This is a genomic window from Burkholderia stabilis (genome assembly GCF_001742165.1).
Lineage (GTDB): Bacteria > Pseudomonadota > Gammaproteobacteria > Burkholderiales > Burkholderiaceae > Burkholderia > Burkholderia stabilis.
Genome location: NZ_CP016442.1, coordinates 3,502,893 through 3,528,696, shown reverse-complemented (window position 1 = coordinate 3,528,696; position 25,804 = coordinate 3,502,893). Strand labels below are relative to the sequence as shown.

At 66.4% G+C, this 25,804-nt stretch carries 28 protein-coding genes, 1 tRNA gene and 1 pseudogene; 14 read left to right on the top strand and 16 right to left on the bottom strand.

Going from position 1 to position 25,804, the window contains the following annotated elements:
• Positions 1–87: 87 nt before the first annotated feature.
• The 4 genes and pseudogenes from BBJ41_RS16410 to BBJ41_RS41175 all read left to right on the top strand — a co-directional run bounded on the left by BBJ41_RS16410 (position 88) and on the right by BBJ41_RS41175 (position 2,741).
• Positions 88–1,028, top strand: a pseudogene (locus tag BBJ41_RS16410) (CysB family HTH-type transcriptional regulator).
• Positions 1,029–1,091: 63 nt separating this feature from the next.
• On the top strand, positions 1,092–2,249 hold the full coding sequence (locus BBJ41_RS16405; RefSeq protein ID WP_069747275.1) for an ABC transporter substrate-binding protein: 1,158 nt from the start codon (positions 1,092–1,094) through the stop codon (positions 2,247–2,249).
• A 95-nt stretch (positions 2,250–2,344) separates the two neighbouring features.
• A tRNA-Leu gene (locus BBJ41_RS16400) sits at positions 2,345–2,429 on the top strand.
• Between the two features lie 144 nt (positions 2,430–2,573).
• On the top strand, positions 2,574–2,741 hold the full coding sequence (locus BBJ41_RS41175) for a hypothetical protein (RefSeq protein ID WP_167362200.1): 168 nt from the start codon (positions 2,574–2,576) through the stop codon (positions 2,739–2,741).
• A gap of 38 nt (positions 2,742–2,779) precedes the next feature.
• On the opposite strand, the gene BBJ41_RS16395 is transcribed toward BBJ41_RS41175, so the two are convergent.
• Positions 2,780–3,670, bottom strand: a complete 891-nt coding sequence (locus BBJ41_RS16395; protein WP_069747274.1) for an alpha/beta fold hydrolase — start codon at positions 3,668–3,670, stop codon at positions 2,780–2,782.
• A 106-nt stretch (positions 3,671–3,776) separates the two neighbouring features.
• On the opposite strand from BBJ41_RS16395, the gene BBJ41_RS16390 reads away from it, so the two are divergent.
• Positions 3,777–4,733: a LysR family transcriptional regulator gene (locus BBJ41_RS16390; RefSeq protein WP_069747273.1), complete on the top strand. Its 957-nt coding sequence runs from the start codon at positions 3,777–3,779 to the stop codon at positions 4,731–4,733.
• Here BBJ41_RS16390 and BBJ41_RS16385 read toward each other — a convergent pair.
• The 4 genes from BBJ41_RS16385 to copC all read right to left on the bottom strand — a co-directional run bounded on the left by BBJ41_RS16385 (position 4,663) and on the right by copC (position 7,693).
• Positions 4,663–5,589, bottom strand: a complete 927-nt coding sequence (locus BBJ41_RS16385) for a LysR family transcriptional regulator (protein WP_069747272.1) — start codon at positions 5,587–5,589, stop codon at positions 4,663–4,665. The genes BBJ41_RS16390 and BBJ41_RS16385 overlap by 71 nt on opposite strands.
• Positions 5,590–5,800: 211 nt before the next feature.
• On the bottom strand, positions 5,801–6,574 hold the full coding sequence (locus tag BBJ41_RS16380; RefSeq protein WP_069747271.1) for an SDR family oxidoreductase: 774 nt from the start codon (positions 6,572–6,574) through the stop codon (positions 5,801–5,803).
• 178 nt (positions 6,575–6,752) lie between these two features.
• Positions 6,753–7,253 carry a DinB family protein gene (locus BBJ41_RS16375; protein ID WP_069747270.1) on the bottom strand — a complete coding sequence of 167 codons (501 nt, stop codon included), beginning with the start codon at positions 7,251–7,253 and terminating at the stop codon, positions 6,753–6,755.
• A 65-nt stretch (positions 7,254–7,318) separates the two neighbouring features.
• Positions 7,319–7,693: a copper homeostasis periplasmic binding protein CopC gene (gene copC / locus BBJ41_RS16370; RefSeq protein WP_069747269.1), complete on the bottom strand. Its 375-nt coding sequence runs from the start codon at positions 7,691–7,693 to the stop codon at positions 7,319–7,321.
• A gap of 111 nt (positions 7,694–7,804) precedes the next feature.
• Between copC and BBJ41_RS16365 the strand changes: the two genes are divergently transcribed.
• Complete coding sequence (locus tag BBJ41_RS16365) at positions 7,805–8,521, top strand: pseudouridine synthase (protein WP_069747268.1); 717 nt, start codon at positions 7,805–7,807, stop codon at positions 8,519–8,521.
• Between the two features lie 105 nt (positions 8,522–8,626).
• A complete protein-coding gene (locus tag BBJ41_RS16360) occupies positions 8,627–8,815 on the top strand; it encodes a hypothetical protein (protein ID WP_069747267.1) in 189 nt (62 codons plus the stop codon).
• Here BBJ41_RS16360 and BBJ41_RS16355 read toward each other — a convergent pair.
• Positions 8,798–9,835 carry an NAD-dependent epimerase/dehydratase family protein gene (locus BBJ41_RS16355; RefSeq protein WP_069747266.1) on the bottom strand — a complete coding sequence of 346 codons (1,038 nt, stop codon included), beginning with the start codon at positions 9,833–9,835 and terminating at the stop codon, positions 8,798–8,800. The two genes, BBJ41_RS16360 and BBJ41_RS16355, sit on opposite strands and share 18 nt — an antisense overlap.
• A 107-nt stretch (positions 9,836–9,942) precedes the next feature.
• Here BBJ41_RS16355 and BBJ41_RS16350 point away from each other — a divergent pair, with 107 nt between their 5' ends.
• The 3 genes from BBJ41_RS16350 (at position 9,943) to BBJ41_RS16340 (ending at position 12,922) form a co-directional block, all read left to right on the top strand.
• Positions 9,943–10,974, top strand: a complete 1,032-nt coding sequence (locus tag BBJ41_RS16350) for a CDP-6-deoxy-delta-3,4-glucoseen reductase (protein WP_069747265.1) — start codon at positions 9,943–9,945, stop codon at positions 10,972–10,974.
• Positions 10,975–11,268: 294 nt separating this feature from the next.
• Entirely contained in the window at positions 11,269–12,453 is a 1,185-nt protein-coding gene (locus BBJ41_RS16345; protein ID WP_069747264.1) for an acetylornithine transaminase, read from the top strand.
• A gap of 13 nt (positions 12,454–12,466) precedes the next feature.
• Complete coding sequence (locus BBJ41_RS16340) at positions 12,467–12,922, top strand: GNAT family acetyltransferase (protein WP_069747263.1); 456 nt, start codon at positions 12,467–12,469, stop codon at positions 12,920–12,922.
• A 24-nt stretch (positions 12,923–12,946) separates the two neighbouring features.
• Here the strand turns inward: BBJ41_RS16340 and BBJ41_RS16335 are convergent, their stop codons facing one another.
• From BBJ41_RS16335 to BBJ41_RS16300, 8 genes are all read right to left on the bottom strand, one after another.
• Positions 12,947–13,618 (bottom strand): DUF2278 family protein, encoded by a 672-nt coding sequence (locus BBJ41_RS16335; RefSeq protein ID WP_069747262.1) that lies wholly within the window; start codon positions 13,616–13,618, stop codon positions 12,947–12,949.
• A 277-nt stretch (positions 13,619–13,895) separates the two neighbouring features.
• The gene (locus BBJ41_RS16330) at positions 13,896–14,612 is read right to left on the bottom strand and encodes an ABC transporter ATP-binding protein (protein ID WP_069747261.1); all 717 of its coding nucleotides are present in this window, start codon (positions 14,610–14,612) and stop codon (positions 13,896–13,898) included.
• Positions 14,612–15,388 (bottom strand): ABC transporter ATP-binding protein, encoded by a 777-nt coding sequence (locus BBJ41_RS16325; RefSeq protein WP_034178806.1) that lies wholly within the window; start codon positions 15,386–15,388, stop codon positions 14,612–14,614. The genes BBJ41_RS16330 and BBJ41_RS16325 overlap by 1 nt, the downstream gene beginning before the upstream one ends.
• Positions 15,389–15,412: 24 nt before the next feature.
• Positions 15,413–16,582: an ABC transporter permease subunit gene (locus BBJ41_RS16320; protein WP_069747260.1), complete on the bottom strand. Its 1,170-nt coding sequence runs from the start codon at positions 16,580–16,582 to the stop codon at positions 15,413–15,415.
• A gap of 18 nt (positions 16,583–16,600) precedes the next feature.
• Positions 16,601–17,551, bottom strand: coding sequence for a branched-chain amino acid ABC transporter permease (locus BBJ41_RS16315; RefSeq protein ID WP_006488946.1), 951 nt, complete (start codon positions 17,549–17,551; stop codon positions 16,601–16,603).
• Positions 17,552–17,762: 211 nt separating this feature from the next.
• A complete protein-coding gene (locus BBJ41_RS16310) occupies positions 17,763–18,338 on the bottom strand; it encodes an amino acid-binding protein (protein ID WP_069747259.1) in 576 nt (191 codons plus the stop codon).
• A 270-nt stretch (positions 18,339–18,608) separates the two neighbouring features.
• On the bottom strand, positions 18,609–19,589 hold the full coding sequence (gene ispH / locus BBJ41_RS16305) for a 4-hydroxy-3-methylbut-2-enyl diphosphate reductase (RefSeq protein WP_069747258.1): 981 nt from the start codon (positions 19,587–19,589) through the stop codon (positions 18,609–18,611).
• Between the two features lie 2 nt (positions 19,590–19,591).
• Positions 19,592–20,047 carry an FKBP-type peptidyl-prolyl cis-trans isomerase gene (locus BBJ41_RS16300; RefSeq protein ID WP_006750052.1) on the bottom strand — a complete coding sequence of 152 codons (456 nt, stop codon included), beginning with the start codon at positions 20,045–20,047 and terminating at the stop codon, positions 19,592–19,594.
• Positions 20,048–20,182: 135 nt separating this feature from the next.
• On the opposite strand from BBJ41_RS16300, the gene radC reads away from it, so the two are divergent.
• The 4 genes from radC to nadB all read left to right on the top strand — a co-directional run bounded on the left by radC (position 20,183) and on the right by nadB (position 23,361).
• Positions 20,183–20,956, top strand: coding sequence for a RadC family protein (radC, locus tag BBJ41_RS16295; protein WP_069747257.1), 774 nt, complete (start codon positions 20,183–20,185; stop codon positions 20,954–20,956).
• Between the two features lie 239 nt (positions 20,957–21,195).
• Positions 21,196–21,429 carry a 50S ribosomal protein L28 gene (gene rpmB, locus BBJ41_RS16290; RefSeq protein ID WP_004186391.1) on the top strand — a complete coding sequence of 78 codons (234 nt, stop codon included), beginning with the start codon at positions 21,196–21,198 and terminating at the stop codon, positions 21,427–21,429.
• Between the two features lie 17 nt (positions 21,430–21,446).
• A complete protein-coding gene (rpmG, locus tag BBJ41_RS16285) occupies positions 21,447–21,614 on the top strand; it encodes a 50S ribosomal protein L33 (RefSeq protein ID WP_006478046.1) in 168 nt (55 codons plus the stop codon).
• Positions 21,615–21,774: 160 nt separating this feature from the next.
• A complete protein-coding gene (nadB, locus tag BBJ41_RS16280) occupies positions 21,775–23,361 on the top strand; it encodes an L-aspartate oxidase (protein WP_069747256.1) in 1,587 nt (528 codons plus the stop codon).
• Between the two features lie 92 nt (positions 23,362–23,453).
• On the opposite strand, the gene nadC is transcribed toward nadB, so the two are convergent.
• Entirely contained in the window at positions 23,454–24,404 is a 951-nt protein-coding gene (nadC, locus tag BBJ41_RS16275) for a carboxylating nicotinate-nucleotide diphosphorylase (RefSeq protein WP_418222264.1), read from the bottom strand.
• Positions 24,401–25,537: a quinolinate synthase NadA gene (gene nadA / locus BBJ41_RS16270; protein ID WP_069747739.1), complete on the bottom strand. Its 1,137-nt coding sequence runs from the start codon at positions 25,535–25,537 to the stop codon at positions 24,401–24,403. The genes nadC and nadA overlap by 4 nt, the downstream gene beginning before the upstream one ends.
• Positions 25,538–25,804: the final 267 nt, after the last annotated feature.

The window sequence follows — 25,804 nt, the reverse complement described above, 5'->3', positions numbered from 1 at the left end:
TATTTGAAAAACTCCGGTGAATCGTAATAAACTCGCCTTATATTTCAAACGACTAAAAAATTCTGTTGATATGCGGAAGGGTTATAAATGAACCTGCACCAATTTCGCTTCGTGCGCGAGGCCGTCCGGCAGAATTTCAACCTCACCGAGGCCGCCAAGGCGCTCTACACGTCGCAACCGGGGTATCGAAGGCGATCATCGAGCTCGAGGACGAGCTGGGCGTGGAGATCTTCACGCGGCACGGCAAGCGCGTGCGCTCGCTCACCGAGCCGGGCAGGATCATCCTCGCGTCGGTCGAGAAGATTCTGCAGGAGGTTGAAAGCCTTAAAAGGGTCGGGAAGGATTACGCAGCGCAGGACCAGGGCAACCTGACCATCGCGGCGACCCACACGCAGGCCCGCTACTCGCTGCCGGCCGCGATCGCCGAATTCAAGAAGCGCTTCCCGAAGGTGCACCTGTCGATCCTGCAAGGCAGCCCGACGCAGGTGGCCGAGATGGTGATCCACGACCAGGCCGATCTCGCGATCGCGACCGAGGCGATCGCCGACTACAAGGAGCTCGTGTCGCTGCCCTGCTTCCAGTGGCACCACGCGGCCGTCGTGCCGGCCGATCACCCGCTGCTTGAACGCAAGCCGCCGTCGCTCGACGATCTCGCGCAATACCCGCTGATCACCTACGACGACGCGTTCGCGGGCCGCAAGAAGATCAACCAGGCGTTCGCGCTGCGCGGGCTGTCGCCGGACATCGTCCTCGAGGCGATCGACGCCGACGTGATCAAGACCTACGTCGAGCTCGGCCTCGGCGTCGGGATCATGGCCGACATCGCGTTCAACCCCGAGCGCGACCGCAACCTGCGGCTGATCCCGGTCGGCCACCTGTTCGGCAGCAACGTGACGCGCGTCGCGCTCAAGCAGGGCGCCTACCTGCGCAGCTATGTGTATACGCTCGTCGAGCTGCTGTCGCCGACGCTGAACCGCAAGCTGATCGAACAGGCGCTCAAGGGCGAATCCGAATCGTACGAGCTTTGAGCCGCGTGTATAAACAGGGGGCGCACATCGCGCCCCTTTTTGCTGCCCGACGGAGATTCCCGCATGACGCTTCCCGCCCTGTTGCGCCGCGCCGCCGGCACAGCCCTCGCGCTCGCTTGCGCGGCCGCGCATGCCGACCTGAAGGTCGGCGTCGATCTGTCGTCGACCGGCCCCGCCGCCGCGATCGGCATCACGAGCAAGAACGCGATCCTGATGTGGCCTAAGACGATTGCCGGTCAGCCCCTGCAGGTGACGGTGCTCGACGATGCGTCCGACCCGGGCGCGGCCGTGCGCAACATCCGCAAGCTGGTCGACGAGGATCACGTCGACGTCGTGGTCGGGCCGAACATCACGCCGGCCGCGCTCGCGGCACTCGACGCGGTGGCCGCCGGACAGACGCCGATGGTCACGCTGGTCGGCTCGGGCGCGATCGTCGAGCCGCAGGAAGGCGCGCGCACCTGGGCGTTCAAGATGGCGCAGAGCGACCGCGCGATGGCCGACGTGATGACACGCTACATGGCGAACCACGGCGTGAAGACGGTCGGCTTCATCGGTTTCGCGGACAGCTACGGCGACAGCTGGCTGAACGAGTTCACGCGCTTTGCCGACCTGCGCAAGATCCGCGTCGTCGCGGCCGAGCGCTTCAACCGCACCGACGCGAGCGTCACGGGCCAGGCGCTGAAGCTGATCGCGGCGAAGCCCGACGCGATCCTGATCGCGGGTTCGGGCACGCCGGCCGTGCTGCCGCAGCGCACGCTGATCGAACGCGGCTACAAGGGCGCGATCTACCAGACGCACGGGATCGCAACGCCGGAATTCATCAAGCTCGGCGGCAAGGACGTCGACGGGACGCTGTTCCCGACCCAGCCGGTGGTGGTCGCGCGCACTTTGCCGGCCGACCATCCGGCCCGCAAGGCCGCGCTCGCGTTCGTCGACGCGTACGAGGCGAAGTACGGCGCTGGCACGGTCACGCAGTTCGCGGGCGACGCGGCGGGCGTCTATCCGCGTCTGGCCGATGCGGTCGGCCGCGCGCTGAAAGCCGCGCAGCCCGGCACACCCGCGTTCCGCGCGGCGCTGCGGCGCGAGCTCGAGCACGCGCACGAGCTCGTCGTGCCGAACGGCGTCGTCAATACGAGCGACAAGGATCATGTGGGACTCGACCAGCGCGCGAGCGTGATGGGGATCGTCAAGCAGGGCCGGTTCGTCTACCTGAGCCAGTAACGCGCGGCCCGGAGGCCGGGTGGCTTGCCCGGGCCTCCGTTTTCAGACATAATCCGCGTTTCGCCGCGTACGACCCTATGCGCGGCCAGGATCAAGCCCAGGTGGTGAAATTGGTAGACGCAGGGGACTCAAAATCCCCCGCCGCAAGGCGTGCCGGTTCGATTCCGGCCCTGGGCACCAGTATTTCGCAGCGCCACACGCTGCCCTCTCGAAACCCGCGCAAGCCCATCGCTTCGCGGGTTTTTTGTTTTTCGCCGCGCTCGCCGCAACACGGGTCCCGCCCGGCAGTCCAAGCAGCAGGGATGCCGAGCACGGAGGCCGCCCATGTCCAGACGCACGATTTCCTGCCCGATCCGCCTCGGCGTGCTCGCCGCGGTTCTGTTACTCGTGCTGGGCGGATGCGACGTACTGAGCGCCCCGCCCGTGCCCGACTGGCCGGGGCCGCATGCGCCCTATCCGTTCCCGGACAACATTCCGCACCGCACCGAATGACCGGCCCGACCGACCACGCCGTGGCGCGAGCCGCGTGTTCAGCCGATCTCGCAGAACCGGAGAACGGCCTCCGCGACCGCCGCCGGCGCCTCGCGCTGCGGAAAATGCCCGACGCCGTCCAGCACCACACGCTCGTAGCGGCCCGCGAAGAAACGCTCGCGCGCCGCGGAGGTTTCCGCGGCGGTGCAGGTGTCCGCTGCGCCGTGCAGCACGAGCGTCGGCACTGACAGCACGGGCGCGGGCGTCAGTTGCGCATCGTCCTCCGCATACGCGGCACCGCCATCGACGAATCCCCAGCGGTAACGGTAGGAGTGCAGCACCACGTCGATCCAGTCGGGTCCGTCGAACGCGGTAGCCGCTGCGTCGAAGTCGCGTTCGTCGTACCAGCCGGCCGGCGACCACGTGTCCCACATCAGGCGCGCGAACGCGCGGCGGTCGTCGCGCAACGCACGCTCGCCGCGCGGCGTCGCCATGAACCAGTGGTACCAGTAATTGCGCGCCTGCGGCAGCGACAGCGGTTGCGTCGGGTCGTTCGTGCCGTAACCCACCGACAGCATCACCAGGTGCGAGGCCACGGCCTCGCGCAATCCGCACGCGTTCGCGACGGCGCGCGCCCCCCAGTCGTGCCCGACCAGCACCGGCCGCACGAATCCGAGCGCATCGATGAATTCGAGCAAGTCACGGCCCAGCGCCGCGAGCCGTCCGCTGCGGGGCGTGGCGGAATCGCGAAAACGCGTCGGCGCAAAACCGCGCAGCGCAGGCGCGAGCACGCGGTAGCCGCGCGCGGCGAGCGCCGCCGCCACCGCGTCCCAGCCGACCGGGCTGTCCGGCCAGCCGTGCAGCAACACGGCCACGCGTTCGCCGCGCGGGTTCCATTCGAGATAGGCGATATCGAGCGACGCGGTCGTCGCATGTGCATAGGGCGTCATCGTGTACTCCGTCGGGTCAGTCTGAGCGCACGATGGTAGGCCGGCCTTTCATCACGATTCACGGAGTATCATGATTCATTCTTCGAGTATCACGTTGAATTGACCGATGGAACCGCTGACCGATCCCGCGTCGAGCTCGCTCGACATCGCGCTGCTGCGCACCTTCCTCGAAGTCGTCGACAGCCGCGGTTTCGCGCCGGCCGCGGAGCGCCTCGCGCTGACGCCGTCTGCCGTCAGCGGCCACATCAAGCGACTCGAACAGGCGGCCGGCACGGTGCTGCTCGCGCGCACGACGCGCCGGATCGCGCTCACGCCGGCCGGCGACACGCTCTACGCGTACGCGCGCAACATCGTCGACATGGAGCGCGAAGTGCGCGCGAGGCTGCGCGGCGCGCCGGCGCACGGGCGGCTGCGCGTCGGCGCATCGGAGGATTTCGCGGGGGCGTGGCTGCCGCACGTGCTGCGCACGTTCCGCGACCTCGACCCGCGCACGTCGATCGAGCTGAAGGTCGGGATCACCGCGTCGCTGCTGCGCGAGCAGGCGCTCGGCCGGCTCGACGTCGTATTCGGCAAGCAGTGCCGGCAGGTCGACACGCCAGGCGAACTGCTGTGGGAGGAACCGCTCGTATGGGCATTTGCGTCGGACCGCGCGCTCGACGCCGACGGCGAAGTGCCGCTCGCGCTGTTCCCTGAGCCGTGCGTCTATCGGGAAGCCGCCGTTTCGGCGCTCGCCGCCGCGCTTCGGCCCTTCCGCGTGCTGTTCGAGAGCAGCAGCATGGCCGGTTGCGTGTCGGCCGCGCTCGCGGGCTTCGCGGTCACCGCGCTGGCGCGCAGCCAGCTGCGCGGCGGTCTGCGCGAATGCGGCGCACCGGACGGGCTGCCGGCGCTGCCGGCCGCACGCTTCTATGCGTTCGCGGCGAAGCCGGACGGCGCCGGCGCAGCGTTGATCGATGCGGTGCGGGAAACCGGGCGCGGGCAGCAGTTCGCCGCGGTCAGTCCCCCTCCTCGCTCGCGTCAGGCTTCGTCAGTGCATCCACCATCAGCTCGCCGAACCACTCGATGAACGCATTGAGCCGGCGCGACCGGTGCCGGCGGTGCGGATACACGGCCGACACGTCCATCGGCGCGGCCCGGTAGCCGGGCATCACGTCGACGAGTGCGCCACTGGCGAGCAGATGCTCGACATCGAAGCGCGGAATCTGGATCAGCCCCATTCCCGCGATGCAGCCGGCGATATAGGTTTCGGCGTTGTTGACGATCAACCGGCTCGGCAGCGCGAGCGTATGCCGTTCGCCGTCCGCGCAGTACTCCCAGCCGAGCTCGCGGCCCGTCGTCGGCGACGCATAGCCGATCGCCCAGTGCCCGTGCGCAAGCGCGTCCGGATGCTCGGGCATGCCGCATTCGCGCAGGTAATCGGGGCTCGCGCAGTTGATCAGCGTGAACTGGCCGAGCGGCCGCACGACGAGGCTGCTGTCCGCGAGCCGCCCGACGCGGATCGCGCAGTCGACGCCTTCCTGCACCAGGTCGATCGAGCGGTCCGTCGAACCGAGCGACAGTTGCAGCCTCGGGTAGCGACGAAGCAGCGACGGCAGCGCAGGCGCGATCACGCGGCGCGCGATCCGGCTCGGCACGTCGACGTTCAGCCGCCCGATCACGTCGCTGTCGCGGCGAAACAGGCGGTCGAGTTCGTCGGCCTCCGCAAGCAGGCGCCGGCCGTGTTCGACCAGCAGCGCGCCGTCGGCGGTCAGCTGCACCTGCCGCGTCGTGCGGTGCAACAGGCGCGTGCCGAGCGCCGTCTCGAGCTGCTGGACGGCCGCCGACACGGTCGCGCGCGGCACGTCGAGCGCATGGGCGGCCTTGATGAAGCTGCCCATCTCGGCAACCTGCAGGAAGATTCTGACCTGATCCAGCTTGTCCATCGGCGGGGAACGTGGGTGCGAACGAGCGCCGCCGGCAGCCGCCACGCGTCGCGGCCGGGTTCGGCGGCACGGAAAAAACGGGCGCGCGGCCTTGCGGCTGCGCGCCCGTCCATTGTCCACGTAATCGGCCCATTGCGGTGCGTCGCGCGGCCGCGACGGCCGTCGGCGCGCCCCGTCACCGGGCCGGTTACCGGGGCGATTGCTTGGTCGCTTACTTGGTGGTATAGCCGCCGTTGATCAGGATCGTCTGCCCCGTGATCCACCATCCGTCGGTCACCAGGTGACGGATGAACGGCACGACGTCCTCGATGTCGGTCAGGCCCGTCTTGCTGAACGGCGACAGCGCAGCCGCGGTCTTGTGATACGCGACCGCATCGGCGCCTTCGGCCGGGTAGAAGAACGGCGTGTCCATCGGGCCCGGCCCGACGGCCGTCACCGAGATCCCGCGCGCGCCGTACTCCTTCGACGCGGCGCGCGTGAAGTGCTCGACCGGCGCCTTCGACCCTTCGTACGCCGCATAGAACGGCGTGAACGCGCCGAGCAGCGACGTCACGAGCGTGACGAGCTTGCCGTGATCCTCGAGGTGCCGCCCCGCTTCCTTGATGAAGAAGAACGCCGACTTGCTGTTGACCGCGAACATCTCGTCGTACTCGGCCTCGCTGATTTCGGTGAACGGCTTCTTCAGCACCTTGCCGACCGTGTTGATCGCGATGTCGATCTTGCCGAAGCGCTTTTTCGCGTCGTCGAACAGCTTCTCGACCGCGGCGGCCGTCGTCAGGTCGGCCTGGAACGTCGCGGCTTCGGCGCCGGCTGCACGCACCGCGGCGGCCGTTTCCTCGGCTTGCGCCTGCGACGCCGCGCTGTTGTAGTGAATCGCCACCGCCTTCGCGCCGTGGCCCGCCAGGTCCCGCGCGATCAGGCCGCCAAGATTCTTCGCGCCGCCTGCGATCAGGACGACCTTGTCTGCGAGTGTGTGAGTTGCCACGGTTGACTCCCTGTTTCGTTGAACGAAGCTAGGAGTGTAGGCACGCGCGACGCGCCGGTCAGCCCGTCGCGGCTGGATGGATTATCCAGAAAACCCGTCCAATCGAATCGGCCCGATGTGGCCTGCCGCACCGACAACCGCGCCGGAATCTGCGTCGGACTGCGCCCGACCGGCGGGCTCAGCGCGCGTACAGCGCCGCGTCGATCTTGCCGAGCAGCCACTGCATGCCGGCCAGATGCTGCTGGTCGTGGCTGCACAGGTAATGAACGAGCCCGCGCACGGTCAGCGAACCGTAGCCGTCGAATTCGCCGGTGCGCTCGAACTGTTCGGGCGTGAGACGCGACACGAGGTCGAGCGTCTCGCGCCGCGCATCGCGGATCGCCGCGAGCACGTCGGACGCATACGCATCGTTGTAGCGGCGCTCGATCGCGAGCGCGTCGCCGTCGATCGACACGAGCAGCGGCCGGTCCTCGTCGAGCATCCGCCGCAGCCGCACCTGATAGCCGTCGATCTCGATGTCGCGCACGTGGCAGAGCTGCCCGAGCGGCGAGAAGTGCTCGCTCGGAATCCCGGCCCAGTCGTCGGGTGTCCATCGTGCATAACCATCGGGCACGGCCGCGAAATGGGCTTCGAGCAGACGGGGAAAATCGGCGAGTGCGTCGAGCGTCGACGGATTCATGCGGGAAACTCCCTGTCGGATAAGGGCGGCGGCAGCCCTGGCACGGGCCTGCCGCCGCCGTTGCGTCACTTCACGCTGAAGCCGTACGCGCCCTGCGTGCGATGCCCGTCGGTCGCGACGGCCACCCATTTCACCGTATAGGCGCCTGTGCCGACCGCCATGAGCGGTACCGTCATCCGCTTGCGGTTCGACGCGTCGATGCGCGCCTTGCCGTCCGACACCGTCTTGCCGCCAACATCGACGACGACGATCGAGCTGAACGCCGGCTCCAGCGGCTCGGTGAAGTCGATCGTGACGGCGGCCGGGGCGGCGGCCACCGCCGCGCCTGCTGCCGGATCGCTTTTCGCGAGATGCGCATGCGCGAACGCGGCCGACGAAACGGTCGCGGCAAGCACGACGGCGGCAGCCTTGCGGCCGAACGGGAACGAATCGAAATGCATGGACTATCCGTGAAGAATGAACGGGCGCCGCGTCATGCGCGGCGTTCCGGCAGCTTACCAGCGCGGGCGCGTTCATGCCGGTCGCGCGCCGCTTGATAGAATGCGCGCGCTATGGACCTCGAAAGCATTCTCTACACCCAGGGCTTCGGCTCGCGCCGCCAGTGTCGCGGCCTGATCGAAGCGGGCCGCGTCGCCGTCGCGGGCGCCGGCACGACCGACCCCGACGCCACGTTCGACACCGACGGCCTCGTGTTCTCGGTCGACGATACCGCGTGGCCGTTCCACGCGCGCGCGTATCTCGCGCTCAACAAGCCGGCCGGCTACGAGTGTTCGCGCGATCCGCAACACCATGCGAGCGTGTTCAGCCTGCTGCCCGCGCCGCTCGTCGCGCGCGGCGTGCAGTGCGTCGGACGCCTCGACCAGGACACGACGGGCCTGCTGCTGCTGTCCGACGACGGCCAGTTCGTGCATGCGTACACGTCGCCGAAGCGCAAGGTGCCGAAGACCTACGTGGCAACCGTGCGACACCCGCTCGACGATACGCAACTGGAAGCGCTGCGCACCGGCGTCCAGCTTCATGGCGAGCCGAAACCGATCGCGGCGGTCGCCGCCGCCGCGCGCGACACGCACGCGCTCGCGCTGACCGTCCTCGAAGGCAAATATCACCAGGTCAAACGGATGGTCGCTGCGGTGAGCAATCGTGTCGAGTTGCTGCACCGCGAAAGCATCGGCGGCTTCGCACTGCCGGACGATCTCGAACCGGGCGCATGGCGCTGGCTCGACGACGCCGACCTTTCAGCACTGCGCAATTCCGTCAAAACCCTGTAAGGGAAAATCCGCACGACCGTTCGGTGTCCGGCCGCATCTCGGCCGCACGATCCCCCGCTATACTCGAATCACAAGCTGTACGAGCAGCGACGCAGGGGAGACATCATGAACATCAACCATTCTTTCGAACTGTCGTACGTGACGATCGCATTCGCGCTCGTCGGTGTCATCGTGATCGGCGGGCTGCTGGCCGCGATGCACATGAAGCACAAATATCATCCGAACCTGATTGGCGCGCTGATCGGCGCGCTGCTGTGCTTCCTGCTGATCGAGGCGTTACCGGCGCTGACCTGACGCGCTGCCCGGCGCGAGCGTTTGAAGGAAATCGTCTACGGTCGGATATCGCAACGTCACGCACAATTCGGCCTTGAGCCGTGCGTTGGACAGGCGCCGCGACTCGCGCATGAACGACAGCAGCGTCGGTTCGAGCTGGCGCTCGGCGTCCGCGCGGCTGATGCGCGGCGGCTTCGGCAGGCCGAGTGCCTGCGCGACCCGGTCGAAATACTCTCCCATCCGCAGTTCGCTGTCGTCCGACGCGTGCACGGCGCGCGCCGGCTTGCCGCGCTCGGCCGCGCGGCGCAGGATGGCCGCGAGATCGTCCGCGTGGATGTGGTTCGTGTAGACATCGTCGGCCGGTTCGAGCGCCGGCGTGCCGCGCTCGAGCCGCGCGACTGGCAGACGGTTCGCCGCGTAGATGCCGGGAATACGCACGATGCGCGCGGACAGCACACCGCGCACCGTCGCCGCACGCAGTTGCCGCTCGGCCGATACGCGCCGGAATGCGCGCGGATTGGCCGGCCGCAACGGGTGCGTTTCGTCGATGCGCGCGCCGCCGCAATCGCCGTAAACACCCGTCGTGCTGGCGTAGACGAGCCTCGGCGCGCGAAGACCGTCGGGTACAATACGCGCTGCCCGAACGGGCGCGCCGGCCTGTCGGGCAGCGGTGCGCAACGTTCGAAGCCGGCCGACCGCCGGTGCCGGCGGTACGGGCGGACGCCGCGCAGGCACGGTCGTTGCGGCAATCAGCGCACGTGTGCGCCGGTCGTCGCGGCCGTCGGACTGCGGCGGTGCAAGATGCAGGATCGTGCGGGCGAGGCCCGCGAGGCGGCCGAGCGTCGCCCGGCGATCGAGGTCGCCGACGATCGGTGTCGCGCCCGCGGCACGCAGTTCGTCGCGGCGGGCCGGGTGGCTCGTCAGCGCGAAGATCCGCAGGTTGCGGCGCGTGTCGCGCCATTGCGCGACGCAGCGCATGCCGACGTCGCCGCAGCCGACGATCAGGGCGCGCGGCCGGCGCAGGATTCGTGTCGCGATCATGTTGGTTGCGAAATCAGTAGCCACCGCTGCGCGACGCGCAACGGGTTTGCATTGTAGCTGCCGTGCTCGACATGCACGGTCCCCACATTTTGTTCTAGTTTGGTTCTATGGCATTCAACGTCACTCTCAAGCAAAGCGGCCGGCAATTCCAGGTCGAGTCGGACGAAACCGTGCTGGCGGCTGCGCTGCGCCAGAACGTCCATTTGCCGTACGGCTGCAAGAACGGCGCGTGCGGCTCCTGCAAGGGCCAGATCGTGTCGGGCCAGATCGAACAGGGCCCGCACGCCGCGTCGGCGCTGTCCAACGACGAGCGCACGCGCGGCCTCGCGCTGCTGTGCTGCTCGAAAGCGCAGTGCGATCTCGAGATCGACGTGCGCGAGATCGCCGGCGTCGACGGCGTGCAGGTCAAGAAGCTGCCGTGCCGGATCGCCGCGCTCGAGCGCAAGGCCGACGACGTGATGGTCGTGAAGCTGCAGTTGCCCGCCAACGAACGCCTGCAGTATCTCGCGGGCCAGTATGTCGAGTTCATCCTGAAGGACGGCTCGCGTCGCAGCTACTCGATGGCGAACGCGCCGCACGAGGAAGGCCCGATCGAGCTGCACATCCGCCACATGCCGGGCGGCAAGTTCACCGATCACGTGTTCGGCCCGATGAAGGAGCGCGACATCCTGCGCTTCGAAGGCCCGCTCGGCACGTTCTTCCTGCGCGAGGATTCCGACAAGCCGATCGTGCTGCTCGCATCGGGCACGGGCTTCGCGCCGATCAAGGCGATCATCGAGCACGTGAAGCACACGGGCATCACGCGCCCGATGACGCTCTACTGGGGCGCACGCCGCAAGAAGGACATCTACCTCGGCGAACTCGCCGAGCAGTGGGCGCGCGAGATCCCGAACTTCAAGTACGTGCCGGTGCTCTCCGAGCCGGACGACACCGACCAGTGGACCGGCCGCACCGGCTTCGTCCATCGCGCGGTGATCGAGGATCTGCCCGATCTGTCGGGTCACCAGGTGTACGCATGCGGTGCGCCGGTGATGGTCGAATCCGCGCAGCGCGACTTCACGCAGCACCACGCGCTGCCGGCCGACGAGTTCTACGCGGACTCGTTCACGAGCGCCGCCGATCTCGCGCATCCGGTCTGAGACCTGCACGCCCGCGTCCCGCGCGGCACGCCGTGATGTCACATCGGTGGCATCGCAGCGGTTTACAGTGGGGCGCGGGATGCCTTATGCTTGCGCACATGAACTGCTTCCTGTCCGCTCTCCGACGTCGCCGCTCGCCGCTCCTCCCGGATGCCGCCGGCTCGTCACGGACTCGCGCGTAACCCCCGCTTCGCTTCACCGGTTACGCACAAGCTGTTCGAACCCACCAGCCACGGCCTTCCGTGGCTTTTTTATTGCCCGTTTCCCTTTCAACGTCCGCTGGAGTCTGCTGCCATGCCCCTGAACGATTATCCGATCGACTCGCTGATGTACATCACGAACCGCCCCGACATCGTGTTTACGCACGGCAAGGGTTCGTGGCTCTACGATCACACGGGCAAGCGCTATCTCGACTTCATCCAGGGCTGGGCCGTCAACAGTCTCGGCCACTGCAACGACGGCGTCGTCGAAGCGCTGAAGAAGCAGGCGGAAACGCTGCTGAACCCGTCCCCGGCGTTCTACAACGAGCCGATGGCGAAGCTCGCCGGCCTGCTCACGCAGCACAGCGTGTTCGACAAGGTGTTCTTCACGAACAGCGGCGCCGAGGCGAACGAAGGCGCGATCAAGCTCGCGCGCAAGTGGGGCCGCAAGTTCCGCAACGGCGCGTACGAGATCATCACGTTCGACCACAGCTTCCACGGCCGCACGCTCGCGACGATGTCGGCGAGCGGCAAGCCGGGCTGGGACACGATCTACGCGCCGCAGGTGCCGGGCTTCCCGAAGGCCGAGCTCAACAACATCAACTCGGTCGAGAAGCTGATCACCGACAAGACCGTCGCCGTGATGCTCGAACCGATCCAGGGTGAAGGCGGCGTGATTCCGGCCACGCGCGAATTCATGCGCGAGCTGCGCGCGCTGACGAAGCAACACAACCTGCTGCTGATCGTCGACGAAGTGCAGAGCGGCTGCGGTCGCGCGGGCACGCTGTTCGCATACGAACTCGCCGACATCGAGCCGGACGTGATGACGCTCGGCAAGGGCATCGGCAGCGGCGTGCCGCTGGCGGCGCTGCTGTCGAAGGCCGACGTCGCGGTGTTCGAGGCCGGCGACCAGGGCGGCACGTACAACGGCAACCCGCTGATGACGGCGGCCGGCTATTCGGTGATCTCGCAGCTCGTGGCGCCCGGCTTCCTCGAAGGCGTGCGCGAGCGCGGCGAATACCTGAAGCGCAAGCTGCTCGAGCTGTCGGAAGAGCGCGGCTTCGAGGGCGAGCGCGGTGAAGGCCTGCTGCGCGCGCTGCTGCTCGGCAAGGACATCGGCCCGCAGATCGTCGAGAAGGCGCGCGACATGCAGCCGGACGGCCTGCTGCTGAACGCCGCGCGGCCGAACCTGCTGCGCTTCATGCCCGCGCTGAACGTGACGACCGACGAGATCGACCAGATGATGGCGATGCTGCGGTCGATCCTCGATACGCTCTAAGGAGACCGCCCCGATGGATGCCGCCGCCGATGCTGTCGCTATCCGCCCGTTCGAACGCGCCGACACCGATGCCGTGCTCGCGGTATGGCGCGACGCGTTCCCGCAGTACGAAGAAACCGACGCGCCGCCGCACCGCGATCCGCTGCGATCGATCGAGCTGAAGCTCGCGACGCAGCCGGAGCTGTTCTTCGTCGCGACCAGCGGCGCGCGCGTCGTCGGCACGCTGATGGCGGGTTTCGACGGGCATCGCGGCTGGCTCTATTCGTTCGGCGTCGCGAACGACGCGCGGCGGCTCGGCGTCGGCCGCGCGCTGATCGCACACGCGGAAAGCGCGCTCGCCGCGCGCGGCTGCCTGAAGATCAACCTGCAGGTGCTGCCGGGCAACGACGATGCGTGCCGCTTCTATGCGGCGCTCGGCTATCGCGTCGAGGAGCGCATCTCGTTCGGCAAGACGCTGCCGGCCGCGTGATGCCGCCGCCGGCAGCGGCCGGCGTCAGCGCGTGATCGGCCCCGCGCCCGGCAGTGGATTGCCGAGCGCGTCGGTCGGCACGGCCTGCTGCTCGAATGCCGCGAAATACGCGGCCCACTGCGTCTCGCTCACGCGCACGATCAGCGCGCCGTCCTGCCACACGTCGTTGTGATCGTTATGGTCATCGCCCGCGCGATGCAGGTAGTTCGGGCCCGTCGAGCCCTGGTTCATGTGCGTGTCGTGGATCCCGTTGCCTTCCGTGTACGTGCGGCCGAATACGACGACGTCGAGGCCCTGCGACTGCGCGGCGCTCACGAGCCGCAGCAGCGACGGAATCGGCTCCGGATTCTCGGTGCCGTCCATCACCGCGCTCGCGCGCCACGCGCCCGTCTCGTTCAGGATGTCGCTGCGCAGGTAATCGAGCGCGGGCAGCGCGGCCTGCCCCGTGAGGTCGGTGTAGCCTTCGGCAGCGGCCGCGAGCGTCTGCGTGACCGGGTGATGGAAATCGTAGACGAGCTTGTAGTTCAACAGGTCGTCCGCATCGCTGGTGCCGACGTTGATCGCGACATCCCAGTCGCCTGCCGGCAACGCCAGCGTCAGGTGGATGTGATACTGGATCTCGCTGCCATGCGGCGAGCCCTTCAGCTTCGCCACCGATGTCACCTTCGCCTTCACGAAACCGTAGTCCAGACTCATGCGTGTTCTCCGTGCGCCGATAGGCCGCCCATGCTACGCGGCCCGGATGTCGGTTTGGCGGCGACCGGCCAGGGCGATCGGTCGTGTCCCGCCGTTCCCGCGCCGTATCTCGGGCGCGATTGTCGAATGGAGTCGCATCTGCGCGCACAGTTTCGGCATCGGCCGCCCGACACGAAAAAAAGGCCGTCACGGTTTCCCGTGACAGCCTTTCGACAGCCCTGGCACGACGCGCGCGGCATCTGCCGCCGCGCGTCACCGGGCTCGCTCACGCATTCGCTTACTCGCCCAGATACGCGGCACGCACCTTCGGATCGTCGAGCATCTGCTTCGCGTCGCCTTCCATCGTGACCACGCCCGAGTCCATCACGTAGCCGCGGTCCGCCGCCTGCAACGCGAGGCGCGCGTTCTGCTCGACGAGCAGCACCGTGATGCCCTCCTTCGAAATTTCGCGCACCACTTCGAAGATCTTCTCGACCATGATCGGCGACAGCCCCATCGACGGCTCGTCGAGCAGCAGCAGCTTCGGCTTGGACAGGATCGCGCGCGACATCGCCAGCATCTGCTGCTCGCCGCCCGACAGCGTGCCCGCGAGCTGCGTCGCACGCTCCTTCAGGCGCGGGAAGAAGCCGAACATCCGCTCGACGTCCTTCTTGATCTGGTCGTTGTCGTTGCGCAGGTACGCGCCCATCTGCATGTTCTCGATGATCGACATCCGCGCGAAGATCCCGCGGCCTTCCGGCACCATCGCGAGGCCGCGCTTGAGCAGTTCGTGCGACGGCACGCCCTTGATCGACTTGCCGTCGTACTCGATGTCGCCCGCCGAATACGGCTTGAGACCCGTGATCGCCTTCATCGTCGTGGTCTTGCCTGCACCGTTCGCGCCGATCAGCGTCACGAGCTCGCCCTGACGGACTTCCATGTCAACGCCCTTGACGGCCTGGATGCCGCCGTAGTTGACCTGCAAGCCCTTGATTTTCAACATTGCCGCTGCCATCAGTGCACCCCTGCGCCGAGATATGCCTCAATCACCTTCGGATTCTTCTGCACGTCCTGCGGCAGACCCTCGGCGATCACCTTGCCGTAATCGAGCACCGTCATCCGGTTGCACAGCCCCATCACGAGCTTCACGTCGTGCTCGATCAGCAGAATCGTGCGGCCGTCCGAACGGATCTTGTCGAGCAGGCGCGTGAGCTCGACCTTCTCGGTCGCATTCATCCCGGCCGCCGGCTCGTCGAGCGCGAGCAGCTTCGGGTCGGTGGCCAGTGCGCGCGCGATCTCGAGACGGCGCTGGTGACCGTACGACAGGTTGCGCGACGTGTAGTCCGCGTACTGCAGCACGCCCACGTATTCGAGCAGCTCGATCGCGCGTTCCTTGATCTCGCGCTCTTCCTGGCGTTCGGCCGGCGTCTGGAACACCGCGCCGAGCAGGCCGTGCTTGGTCCGCACGTGGCGGCCCACCATCACGTTCTCGAGCGCCGTCATCCCGCCGAACAGGCGGATGTTCTGGAACGTGCGCGCGATGCCGGCCTTCGCCACCTGGTGCACGGCCGTCGGCGTGTAGTTCTGCCCGTCGAGCTTGAAATCGCCGGAATCCGGCGTGTACAGGCCCGTGATCACGTTGAAGAACGTCGTCTTGCCGGCGCCGTTCGGGCCGATCAGGCCGTAGATCTCGCCTTCCTTGATCTGCAGGCCGACGTCGGACAATGCCTGCAGGCCGCCGAAGCGTTTGTTCACGCCCTGCACGGACAGTCGGATTTGCTTGTCGCTCATGTGTGTATCCCCTGTGTCCGTCGATTAAGCGCGCACCGGCTTCTTGCTGTTGCGCTTCGCCAGTTTCGCGATCTTGTCCTCATGCTTCGGCGCGGGCCACAGGCCTTCCGAGCGATACAGCATGATGATCACCATCGCGAGGCCGTACAGCGCCTGACGGATCACTTCCGTATCGACGATGTCATGACCGAACAGCGCATGCTGCAGCGGGCTCATCGTCGAGCGGAGGAATTCCGGGAAGATCGCGAGCAGCACCGCACCCAGGATCACGCCCGGGATGTGGCCCATGCCGCCCAGCACCACGCACGCCAGCACCACGATCGATTCCCAGAACGTGAACGATTCCGGCGACACGAAGCCCTGGAACGAGCCGAACATCGCGCCCGACAGGCCGCCGAACGATGCGCCCATCGCAAACGCGAGCAGCTTCACGTTGCGGGTGTTGATGCCCATCGCCTTCGCGGCGATTTCGTCTTCGCGGATGGCCGCCCATGCGCGACCGATACGCGAGTGCTGCAGGCGCGTACAGACCCAGATCACCAGCAGCGAACACAGCACGAACAGGTAGTAGTACATGTACACCGACGGCAGCTGCAGGCCGAACAGCGAGTGCGTCTGCGACAGGTTGAAGCCGCCGACATGCACCGGATCGATCCCCGTGATCCCCTTCGGGCCGTTGGTGATGTTCACCGGACGGTCGAGGTTGTTCATGAAGATCCGGACGATTTCACCGAAACCGAGCGTGACGATCGCCAGGTAGTCGCCACGCAGGCGCAGCGTCGGCGCACCGAGCAGGATCCCGAAGGTCGCCGCCAGCGCCATCGCGATCGGCACGATGATCAGGAACGGCACGTGCAGGCCGTTCGGCGCGAGCGCCGCGATCCACTCGAACTGCGAGGTCAGGTGCGGCGAGCTCAGCAACGCCGCCGTGTACGCGCCCACCGCGTAGAACGCGATGTAGCCCAGGTCGAGCAGACCGGCGAAGCCGACCACCACGTTCAGGCCCAGCGCGAGCATCACGTACAGCATCGCGAAGTCGAGCACACGGACCCAGTAGTTGCCGCCGGCCGAGCCGATGATGATCGGCGCCGCGATCACGAGGACAGCGGTCAGGAGGCCGATGACGACGGTCTTGGCGGTGTTGCGCTCTTCGACGAGCGACGTCGAGGATTCGATCGGTTGAATGGATGTCATGTTGTTTGCTCCCTTCCGTTACGCGCGATCCGCGACACGTTCGCCCAGCAGGCCCGACGGACGGAACACCAGCACGATGATCAGCACGATGAAGGCGAACACGTCCTGGTAGTTACTGCCGAATACGCCGCCCGTGAGGTTGCCGATGTAGCCGGCACCGAGCTGCTCGATCAGGCCGAGCAGCACGCCGCCGACCATCGCGCCGCCGAGGTTGCCGATCCCGCCGAGCACCGCGGCCGTGAACGCCTTCATGCCGGGGATGAAGCCCATGTAGAAGTGCACGTTGCCGTATTCGGACGCGATCATCACGCCGGCCAGTGCGGCGAGCGCGGAGCCGATCATGAACGTCGCCGAAATCACGAAGTTCGGGTTCACACCCATCAGGCTCGCGGTGTTCGGGCTTTCGGCGATCGCGCGCATCGCGCGGCCGAGCTTGGTCTTGTGCACGAGCAGCAGCAGGCCGCCCATCACGATGAACGCCACCGCGATGATCACGATTTCGGTCACCGAGATCACGGCGCCGGGCGTCGTGTCGGTTGCCTTGATCACGTTGATCGGGTCGGTCGGCAGCAATTGCGGGAACGGCAGCGGGTTGCGCGACCAGATGATCATCGCAGCCGTCTGCAGCAGGATCGACACGCCGATCGCGGTGATCAGCGGCGCGAGGCGCGGTGCGCGGCGCAGCGGCCGGTATGCGACGCGTTCGATCGTGAAGCCGACGAACGCACAGACGACCGCAGCAATGCCCAGGCCGATCGTCAGCGTCGCGACGTTGCCGAGTCCGGGGAAATGGTTCTGCAGCACGGTAATGGCTGACAGGGCGACCATCGCGCCAATCATCAGCACGTCGCCGTGCGCGAAGTTGATGATGCCGAGAATGCCGTACACCATCGTGTAACCCAACGCGATGATGGCGTACACACTGCCGAGCACCAGCCCGTTGAGAACCTGCTGGACGAAAATATCCATTTAAAGCTCCTTGGCCCGTGCTGCCGGAGGACGTTGCGCCCCGCGGGTAAGCGAGGAATCGCGCCTTCTCGGCGACACTGCGGGTACTAGTCGATACCGGTAAGGGTGGATCGTCCCGGCGCGCGCCGCCCGGCCTGTACGGCCGGACCTGCCGCCGGAGCGGATACAAAAACGGCACCGCACTGTTCCGGTGCCGTCATGAGTCCTGTCGCTAAATCGTCACGACATCGAGGACGGTGGTCGTGGCCTCCTTGAAGTCGTAGGGCAGCATGCCGAATCGGCCGTCGTCCGGTTGCCCGGCGTCCGAACCTTTTCCCGTCCGAAGCGAAGCAAGCCCCGCACCCGGGCAGATCGGGTTGCGCGCCGTGACACGATCGGTCGCGGCGCCACGCTGTGTCGTCGAATTGAAATGAAGGGGCGACGCCGACATCTGCGCATAGCCCGACGCCGGCATCCGCCGCGCGGCACACATGGCCGCCGTCACGTCACGACCAGCCGTTTGCCGCGATGCAGCCTGCGCACCCGCGGTCCGGCCGATCGTCAGGCCAAGCGCGTTGATGTCCTCTATCGTCAAACGTGCCCCGTTATCCTTGTCCTTGCCCAATTGCGCGATACGGCGCACCGAGGGCGCCGCACGACCGGTTCCGGCGACGCGCACGCCGCTGGCCGGCGGTGCCGCGAACACCGCAGCTTTCCTGCCCGCCCCGTCGTCGCTCTTTTTGCTGCACCCGGCAAGCATTGCAACCGGTGCGGCGACGGACACGGCGTAAGCCAACTTCACATGCATTGAATGGTCTCCCGCGCCTTGCCAAAATCCGATTTCAAAGCCATTCCGGCCTGAAAACGGGCGCATTGTAACTCCATTTATAGGACGCCAATAATCCTGATTCGATGGGGTTTTCCTGCATTGCAACCAATTTTGAGAGACAGTCTGAAACGATTGGAGCAACCCGGTTGCACCGTAATGACGAATAATGGTTGCTATCGCGGTTTCCACACACGAAAAAAAAGCGCGCCGGGAGGCGCGCTTCGGTGTTCCGCGGGTGCGATGCGGCAATCAGGCGGCGGGCGGCAGGTTCAACCCGCGCGGCAGCGGAAACGACACGTTTTCCTCGATGCCGTCGAGCGCGCGGACATTGCGCACGCCGAGCTCGCGCAGCCGCGCGATCACGGCCTGGGCGAGCACTTCGGGCGCCGACGCGCCGGCCGTCACGCCGATGCGGCGCTTGCCGGCAACCCATGCCGGATCGATCTGGTCGGGTGCATCGACCATGTACGCGGCCACGCCGCGCTTCTCGGCCACTTCGCGCAGGCGGCTCGAATTCGAGCTGTTCGGGCTTCCGACGACGATCACGACATCGCACTGCGGCGCCATGAACTTCACCGCGTCCTGGCGGTTCTGCGTCGCGTAGCAGATGTCCTGCTTCTTCGGCTCGCGGATCTTCGGATACTTCGACTTCAGCGCCGCGATGATCTCGGCCGCGTCGTCGACGGACAGCGTGGTCTGCGTGACGAGCGCGATGCGCTCGGGATCGGCGAGTTCGAGCTTCTGCACGTCCTCGACGCTCTCGACGAGATGCATGCCGCGCTCCACCTGCCCCATCGTGCCTTCGACTTCCGGGTGACCCTTGTGCCCGATCATGACGATGTCGACGCCGTCCTGGCGCATCTTCGCCACTTCGACGTGCACCTTCGTGACGAGCGGGCAGGTTGCGTCGTAAATGCGCAGCCCGCGCACGTCGGCCTCGTCGCGCACGGCCTTCGACACGCCGTGCGCGCTGAAGATCACGGTGTTGCCGGCCGGCACTTCCTCGAGTTCCTCGACGAAAATCGCGCCCTTCTTCTTCAGATCCTCGACCACGTACTTGTTGTGGACGATTTCGTGACGGACGTAGATCGGCGCACCGTGCATCGCGATCGCGCGCTCGACGATCTCGATCGCGCGGTCGACACCCGCGCAGAAGCCTCGCGGTTGGGCAAGCAGGATTTCGGCATCCGCGGCGACGGTCTGCCCGGACAGCGTATCGGTGGTGCTCATGATTACAGGATTCCGATGATTTTCACTTCGAACGTGAGCGCCTGGCCCGCGAGCGGATGATTGAAATCGAACAGCGCCGAGGTTTCGCTGACTTCCTTCAGCACCCCCGCGTACCGTCCGCCGTCCGGCGCGTTGAACTCGATCAGCTCGCCCGGCGTGAAATCGTCGCCGACCATCCCGTTCTCGCGCAGCGTCGACAGCGTCACGCGCTGGAGCATGTCGGGATTGCGGGGACCGAACCCCTGTTCCGGCGTTAGCTGATAAGTCGAGTGGTCGCCGACCCTGAGCCCGATCAAAATCTGTTCCAGCGAGGGCGCCAGTTGCCCCGCGCCGAGCAGCAGCGTGGCCGGCTTGTCGGAGAAGGTGTTGACGATGTCGGCGCCGTCGGCCAGTGCCAGCCGGTAATGCAACGTGACGTGGGAACCGGGCTTCACTTCGGATAGATCGATGAGGCTCATGAATTACTCGTTCAGTCGGCGCGCGAAACGGCCGAAAGGCCCGGCGCAAAGCCAATATTGTAAGTCACCTGAGCGCGCAAGGCGGAAAGTGCGACGACGTCGCGCACACCGCCCGCCGCCAATGGAGTTTCGACGATGCTGTCACCCTGCCTCATCCTGCCGCCCGCCGAATGCCGCGATGCCGCCGATGCGCCGGCCGACCCGGCCCGCCGCGCCCGCACGAACCGGCTGCGCAAGCGCCGTCCGCGGAACTGGCACCCCGACCTGCCGCGCGAACGGCTGCTGGAGCGTGGAGCCGCGGCCCTGACCGACGCTGAACTGATCGCGCTGCTGCTCGGCTCGGGCCAGCGCGGGCACAGCGTATTCGACAGCGCCGACGCCCTGCTGGCCCGGTTCGAGACGCTGCGCGGCCTGATCGAGGCCACGGCCGACGAATTCCAGGCGCATCCCGGCATCGGCCCCGCGCGCTCCGCGCGGCTGGTCGCGGTCACCGAGATCGCGCGGCGCATGCTGGAGCAGAAAGCGCGCGAGCGGTTGCCGATCGACTCGCCCGGCGCGGTGGAGGATTGCCTGCGGCTGAAGATCGGTACGCGCCCGCACGAAGTGTTCGTCACGGTGTATCTCGACGCCCGCAACAGGCTGATCGAGATGGAGGAAAGCACGCGCGGCTCGCTCACGCGCATGGCGGTCTACCCGCGCGAGATCGTGCGCCGCGCGATGTCGCACAACGCCGCGGCGCTGATCGTCGCGCACAACCATCCGTCGGGCGCGGTACAGCCGAGCGCGGAAGACCGCCGCCTGACCCGCGTGCTGCAAGATGCGCTCACGCTCGTCGACGTGAGGCTGCTCGACCACATCGTCATCGGCACCAACGATACTTTCTCGTTCGCACGGGCCGGTTGGCTGTAGACTGCGGCCTCGGCAGCCCGCCCCCGGGGCGCCGCAACGACGAAGCGAAATTAGGTTTGATTTTCCTGAACTTTTTCTGCTAGAATCGTCGTCTGTATTTTTTCCAACCAGTTCTAGCCATCGAAGGGCCTTGTCTGCAAGGGCTACGGCGTTCTGAGTGCAGCCATGGATCACGTGGCGGTACGATGGAACCTTCACCGGCGATCGAACCCCGAATTTAGCGTATTAGGAGTGCTCTCATGGCACGCGTATGCCAAGTAACTGGGAAAGCGCCGATGAGCGGCAACAACGTTTCCCACGCCAACAACAAGACCAAGCGTCGCTTCCTGCCGAACCTGCAAAACCGCCGGTTCTGGGTAGAGAGCGAAAACCGCTGGGTGCGCCTGCGCGTTTCGAACGCCGGCCTGCGCCTGATCGACAAGAACGGCATCGATTCCGTGCTCGCTGACCTGCGCGCACGCGGCGAAGCCTAAGCCCAAGGAGCACAATCATGGCAAAAGGCGCCCGCGACAAGATCAAGCTTGAGTCGACCGCTGGTACGGGTCACTTCTACACGACCACGAAGAACAAGCGCAACATGCCGGAAAAGATGGCGATCAAGAAGTTCGATCCCGTCGTCCGCAAGCATGTGGAATACAAAGAAACCAAGATCAAGTAATCTCCGGTTTCTGCCAGCCTGACGGCGACCAAAAAGCCCCGCACATGCGGGGCTTTTTGTTTTGCGCGCACGCTCGGGCCCGACGCGGTATGCTCTCCCCTTTCCGCGGCCATGGCCGCCGGAACGCACAAGATCAAAAGCGTAACGATGGAGATGCAGCATGAAATTCGACGTGGCGATCGTCGGCAGCGGCCTGGCAGGGCTGTCGGTCGCTCTCAACCTGGCCAGCACGCGACGCGTCGCGCTGATTGCGAAACGTTCGATGATGGAGGGGGCCAGCGATAACGCGCAGGGCGGCATCGCGGCCGTTCTCGATTCGGCGGACAGCATCGAGAACCACGTCGACGACACGCTGGTCGCCGGTGGCGGCCTGTGCGACGAAGGCGCGACGCGCTACATCGTCGAGCACGGCCGCGAAGCGATCGAATGGCTGATCTCGCAAGGCGTGCCGTTCACGAAGGACGACGCAGCCGAGCTCGGCTTCCACCTGACGCGCGAAGGTGGCCACAGCCACCGCCGCATCATCCACGCGGCCGACGCGACCGGCCATGCGGTGCTCGCAACGCTGTCGGAGCGTGCGCGCCAGCATCCGAACATCACGTTCTTCGAAAACCATCACGCGATCGACCTGATCACGTCGTCCCGGCTCGGCCTGCCCGGCCGCCGCTGTCACGGCCTGTATGTGCTCGACGTCGACAACGACCGCACGATCACGATCGAGGCGCCGCATACGGTGCTCGCAACGGGCGGCGCCGGCAAGGTCTACCTGTATACGACGAACCCCGACACGGCAACCGGCGACGGCATCGCGATGGCGTGGCGCGCGGGCTGTCGCGTATCGAACATGGAATTCATCCAGTTCCACCCGACCTGCCTGTTCCATCCGTATGCGAAATCGTTCCTGATTTCGGAGGCCGTGCGCGGCGAAGGCGGCCTGCTGAAACTGCCTGACGGCACGCGCTTCATGCCCGCGCACGATCCGCGCGCCGAACTCGCGCCGCGCGACATCGTCGCGCGCGCGATCGACTTCGAGATCAAGAAGCGCGGGATCGACTGCGTGTATCTCGACATCAGCCATCAGCCGGAAGCATTCCTGCGCGAGCACTTCCCGACGATCCACGCGCGTTGCCTCGAATTCGGCATCGACATCGCGAAAGAACCGATTCCCGTCGTACCGGCCGCGCACTACACCTGCGGCGGCGTCGTGACCGATCTCGCCGGGCGCACCGATCTTGCAGGCCTGTATGCGGTCGGCGAAACCTCGTACACGGGGTTGCACGGCGCGAACCGGCTCGCGAGCAACTCGCTGCTCGAATGCCTCGTGATCGGCCGCGCAGCGGCCGAGGCGATCGAGGCGGCCGGCTTCGACGCCGAAACGCCGGCCACACTGCCTGCGTGGGACGAAAGCCGCGTGTCGGATGCGGACGAGGAAGTCGTCGTTGCGCACAACTGGGATGAACTGCGCCGCCTGATGTGGAACTACGTCGGGATCGTGCGCACCGACAAGCGTCTCGAACGCGCGAAGCACCGGCTGTCTCTTCTGCGCGACGAGATCCACGAGTACTACGCGAACTTCCGCGTGACGCGCGACCTGCTCGAACTGCGCAACCTCGTCGACGTCGCGACGCTGATCGTGAAAAGCGCGCACTCGCGCCGCGAAAGCCGCGGGCTGCACTACAGCCGCGACTGGCCGCACACGCTGCCCAAAGCGCTGCCGAGCGTGCTCACGCCGCGCGCGCGTCGCTGAGCGGCGCGCCCTTCCCGGCTGCAGTCACACAAGAAAAAAGCCGTTGGCGTTTGCGCGCCAACGGCTTTTTTGTCTGATCGAACGATGTACGGTCAGTCGACGATCCGCATCGAATAGTCGGTCGCACGCACGTCCTTCGTCAGCGCGCCGATCGAGATGCGATCGACACCCGTCTCCGCGAACGCGCGCACCGTGTCGAAATTGACGCCACCCGACACTTCGAGCACGGCCTTGCCATCTGCCACGCGCACTGCTTCGCGCATCATGTCGAGCGTGAAGTTGTCGAGCAGCACCGATTGCGCGCGATGCGCGAGCGCCGTGTCGAGTTGTGCGAGCGTCTCGACTTCGATCTGCACCGGCACGCCCGAATTCAGCGCGAACGCCGCCTCGAGCGCCTCGCCGACGCCGCCCGCCGCCGCGATGTGGTTCTCCTTGATCAGGATGCCGTCGTACAGCGCGAGACGCTGGTTCTCGCCACCGCCGACGCGCACCGCGTATTTCTGCGCGAGCCGCAGGCCCGGCAGCGTCTTGCGCGTATCGAGGATCTTCGCGCGCGTGCCTTCGACGCGATCGACGTAGCGGCGCGTCGCGGTCGCGACGCCCGACAGCAACTGCAGGAAGTTCAGCCCGTTGCGCTCGGCCGTCAGCAGCGCGCGCGCCGGCCCTTCGAGCTCGCAGACGATCGAATCGGGCGTCATCCGGTCGCCTTCGCGATAGCGCCATTGCACGGTGATCGACGGATCGATACGGCCGATCACGGCCTCGAACCACGGCACACCGCACAGCATGGCTTCCTCGCGCACGATGATGCGCGCGCGGCGGCACCCGCCGGCCGGCACGAGCCGTCCGGTCTGGTCGCCAGTGCCGACGTCTTCCGCGAGCGCATCGGCGACGTTGCGCGCGATCGCGTCGTCGAATGCCGCACCGTATTGCTCGCGGACGATGTCGAACAACGGCGATACGGCGCTCGTCGCGCCGCCTTCAGCCGGGGCTGCGCCTTCGGGGGCCAGCGACCGGATCTGAGCGTGAGAGCCGTTCATCATGCCGCCCCCACGTTCGCAAACAGTTGCTGGTCGCGCTGCAGATCGCCGCTCGCCTGCACGCGCTTCTTGTGTGCGGCTGCGAAATCGAGCATCCGGTCGATAGGCAAGCGTGCGCGTTCACCGATCGCGGGATCGACGAAGATCTCGTTGTGACCGCGTTCGAGCACGTCGGCGAGGTTCGCGAGGCCGTTCATCGCCATCCACGGACAGTGCGCGCAGCTCTTGCAGGTTGCGCTGTTGCCGGCCGTCGGTGCGGCGATGAAGGTCTTGCCGGGCGCCGCGAGCTGCATCTTGTGCAGGATGCCGAGATCGGTCGCGACGATGAAGCGCTTCGCGTCGAACTTGACCGCCGCGTCGATCAGTTGCGTGGTCGAACCGACGACATCGGCCTGCGCGACGACGTTTTCCGGCGACTCGGGATGCACGAGCACCTTCGCGTCCGGATATTCCGCGCGCAGCAGGTCGAGCTCGATACCTTTGAACTCGTCGTGCACGAGGCACGAACCCTGCCAAAGCAGCATGTCCGCGCCGGTTTTCTTCTGAATATAACTGCCGAGATGGCGATCGGGCGCCCAGATGATCTTCTCGCCGCGCGCGTGCAGATCGGCAACGATCTCGAGGCCGATCGACGACGTGACCATCCAGTCCGCGCGCGCCTTCACGGCCGCGCTGGTGTTTGCGTAGACGACGACGGTACGGTCGGGATGCGCATCGCAGAATGCCGAGAATTCGTCGACCGGACAGCCGAGGTCGAGCGAGCAGGTCGCATCGAGATCGGGCATCAGGATCCGCTTGTTCGGGCTCAGGATCTTCGCGGTTTCGCCCATGAAGCGCACGCCGGCGACGATGAGCGTTTGCGCGTCGTGATCGCGGCCGAAGCGGGCCATTTCGAGCGAATCGGCGACGCAGCCGCCTGTTTCGTCGGCCAGTTCCTGCAATTCGGCATCGACGTAGTAGTGTGCGACCAGCACGGCCTTTTCACGTACGAGCAATGCCTTGATGCGTGCCTTCAGCGCGGCGCGCTCCTCCGGGGACGGCGTATCGGGTACTTTTGCCCATGCCTGTCCGACACCGCAGACCGCGCCTGCCGCGACCGGACGGTCGTACTCGACGGGTTTGATCGTCGATTGCATCTCCATATCTCCTGTCGACCCAAGTTAGCGCTTTAGCGCTTACTTGGGTCCCATGCTTTGCGGTCGGCCCAAGTTGGCGCTTTAGCGCTTACTTGGGTCCCATGCTTTGCGGTCGACCCAAGTTAGCGCTTTAGCGCTTGCCTGAGCCCCATGCTTTGCAGTCGACCCAAATTCGCGCTTCAGCGCTTGCCTGGACCCCATGCTTTGCGGTCGATCCGAGTTGGCGCGCAGCGCCTGGCTCAAATCCCATGCAAGGCGCAGCCCTGC

Excerpts from the sequence above, each read along its gene's own strand:
- BBJ41_RS16390 (WP_069747273.1), top strand. The coding sequence starts at position 3,777 with ATGGAACCGCTGACCGATCCCGCGTCGAGCTCGCTCGACATCGCGCTG.
- BBJ41_RS41175 (WP_167362200.1), top strand. The coding sequence starts at position 2,574 with ATGTCCAGACGCACGATTTCCTGCCCGATCCGCCTCGGCGTGCTCGCC.
- rpmB (WP_004186391.1), top strand. The coding sequence starts at position 21,196 with ATGGCACGCGTATGCCAAGTAACTGGGAAAGCGCCGATGAGCGGCAAC.
- nadC (WP_418222264.1), bottom strand. The coding sequence starts at position 24,404 with ATGATGAACGGCTCTCACGCTCAGATCCGGTCGCTGGCCCCCGAAGGC.
- BBJ41_RS16335 (WP_069747262.1), bottom strand. The coding sequence starts at position 13,618 with ATGAGTCTGGACTACGGTTTCGTGAAGGCGAAGGTGACATCGGTGGCG.
- BBJ41_RS16385 (WP_069747272.1), bottom strand. The coding sequence starts at position 5,589 with ATGGACAAGCTGGATCAGGTCAGAATCTTCCTGCAGGTTGCCGAGATG.
- BBJ41_RS16340 (WP_069747263.1), top strand. The coding sequence starts at position 12,467 with ATGGATGCCGCCGCCGATGCTGTCGCTATCCGCCCGTTCGAACGCGCC.
- BBJ41_RS16330 (WP_069747261.1), bottom strand. The coding sequence starts at position 14,612 with ATGGCAGCGGCAATGTTGAAAATCAAGGGCTTGCAGGTCAACTACGGC.
- BBJ41_RS16325 (WP_034178806.1), bottom strand. The coding sequence starts at position 15,388 with ATGAGCGACAAGCAAATCCGACTGTCCGTGCAGGGCGTGAACAAACGC.
- BBJ41_RS16310 (WP_069747259.1), bottom strand. The coding sequence starts at position 18,338 with ATGCATGTGAAGTTGGCTTACGCCGTGTCCGTCGCCGCACCGGTTGCA.
- radC (WP_069747257.1), top strand. The coding sequence starts at position 20,183 with ATGCTGTCACCCTGCCTCATCCTGCCGCCCGCCGAATGCCGCGATGCC.
- BBJ41_RS16355 (WP_069747266.1), bottom strand. The coding sequence starts at position 9,835 with ATGATCGCGACACGAATCCTGCGCCGGCCGCGCGCCCTGATCGTCGGC.
- BBJ41_RS16405 (WP_069747275.1), top strand. The coding sequence starts at position 1,092 with ATGACGCTTCCCGCCCTGTTGCGCCGCGCCGCCGGCACAGCCCTCGCG.
- rpmG (WP_006478046.1), top strand. The coding sequence starts at position 21,447 with ATGGCAAAAGGCGCCCGCGACAAGATCAAGCTTGAGTCGACCGCTGGT.
- nadB (WP_069747256.1), top strand. The coding sequence starts at position 21,775 with ATGAAATTCGACGTGGCGATCGTCGGCAGCGGCCTGGCAGGGCTGTCG.
- copC (WP_069747269.1), bottom strand. The coding sequence starts at position 7,693 with ATGCATTTCGATTCGTTCCCGTTCGGCCGCAAGGCTGCCGCCGTCGTG.
- BBJ41_RS16320 (WP_069747260.1), bottom strand. The coding sequence starts at position 16,582 with ATGACATCCATTCAACCGATCGAATCCTCGACGTCGCTCGTCGAAGAG.
- BBJ41_RS16375 (WP_069747270.1), bottom strand. The coding sequence starts at position 7,253 with ATGAATCCGTCGACGCTCGACGCACTCGCCGATTTTCCCCGTCTGCTC.
- BBJ41_RS16365 (WP_069747268.1), top strand. The coding sequence starts at position 7,805 with ATGGACCTCGAAAGCATTCTCTACACCCAGGGCTTCGGCTCGCGCCGC.
- nadA (WP_069747739.1), bottom strand. The coding sequence starts at position 25,537 with ATGCAATCGACGATCAAACCCGTCGAGTACGACCGTCCGGTCGCGGCA.
- BBJ41_RS16395 (WP_069747274.1), bottom strand. The coding sequence starts at position 3,670 with ATGACGCCCTATGCACATGCGACGACCGCGTCGCTCGATATCGCCTAT.
- BBJ41_RS16315 (WP_006488946.1), bottom strand. The coding sequence starts at position 17,551 with ATGGATATTTTCGTCCAGCAGGTTCTCAACGGGCTGGTGCTCGGCAGT.
- BBJ41_RS16300 (WP_006750052.1), bottom strand. The coding sequence starts at position 20,047 with ATGAGCCTCATCGATCTATCCGAAGTGAAGCCCGGTTCCCACGTCACG.
- ispH (WP_069747258.1), bottom strand. The coding sequence starts at position 19,589 with ATGAGCACCACCGATACGCTGTCCGGGCAGACCGTCGCCGCGGATGCC.
- BBJ41_RS16345 (WP_069747264.1), top strand. The coding sequence starts at position 11,269 with ATGCCCCTGAACGATTATCCGATCGACTCGCTGATGTACATCACGAAC.
- BBJ41_RS16350 (WP_069747265.1), top strand. The coding sequence starts at position 9,943 with ATGGCATTCAACGTCACTCTCAAGCAAAGCGGCCGGCAATTCCAGGTC.
- BBJ41_RS16360 (WP_069747267.1), top strand. The coding sequence starts at position 8,627 with ATGAACATCAACCATTCTTTCGAACTGTCGTACGTGACGATCGCATTC.